The organism is Mycobacterium sp. E796, assembly GCF_001672815.1.
Taxonomy (GTDB): Bacteria; Actinomycetota; Actinomycetes; order Mycobacteriales; family Mycobacteriaceae; genus Mycobacterium.
In genome coordinates, this window is the sequence record NZ_LZKK01000150.1 from 1 (window position 1) to 674 (window position 674).

Below are 674 nucleotides of genomic sequence, written 5' to 3' on the forward strand. Positions count from 1 at the left end.
CTGTCGGCTGATTGGATGGAGAGCCGAGGGAGAACTTGAGGTGCCGCCGGACTGAGCCAATGCAGCCGGCCGCGATCCCCAACCACCTTGGCGCTCGCCCAAAACAGGTTCGACGACCACAGCGCGCAGTGCAGGCGGCCCGTGTGCCCGCCGGCGAACCGCAATTCGGCCGTCATAGCCCGGTCCACTTCGGGACCGCCCAGTTTCGCACGAGCCGAAACGACTTCCGGGGTCGAACCGCCGAACGTACGGAGCATGTCGACCGTATAGCTTCCGTCGGTCATCAGCGCGCCACCGGCAAGGGAGTAGTCGTAGATGTTGCTATTTGAACGCTTCGGCAGCATGACGCACACCGCTACCTCCACTCGCTGCAATCTACCCAGCTCCCCCGAAGCGATGATCTGCTCGACGCGCGATGTCAACGGATGGTAGCGGTACTGGAGCGCCTCCATGACGACACGATCTGATTTCGCGGCTAACTCGGCGATCTCGCGGGCCTCGGCGGCGTTGGCAGTGAACGGCTTTTCGCACAGCACGTGCTTGCCCGCATCAAGCGCAGCCCGGGTCCACCTGCCGTGCAAACCCGTCGGCGCCAAGATGTAGACCGCATCCACGTCCGGGTCGGCGATAAGCGCCGCATAGTTTTCGTGCACCCGAGCGATGCCGTGCTTGGC

The 674-nt window shown here is 63.9% G+C and carries 1 protein-coding gene; it reads right to left on the bottom strand.

Features of this window, described 5'->3' with window-relative positions:
- The coding region (locus A5706_RS11095; protein ID WP_068130185.1) for a Gfo/Idh/MocA family protein at positions 1 to 674 on the bottom strand (674 nt) is incomplete at both ends.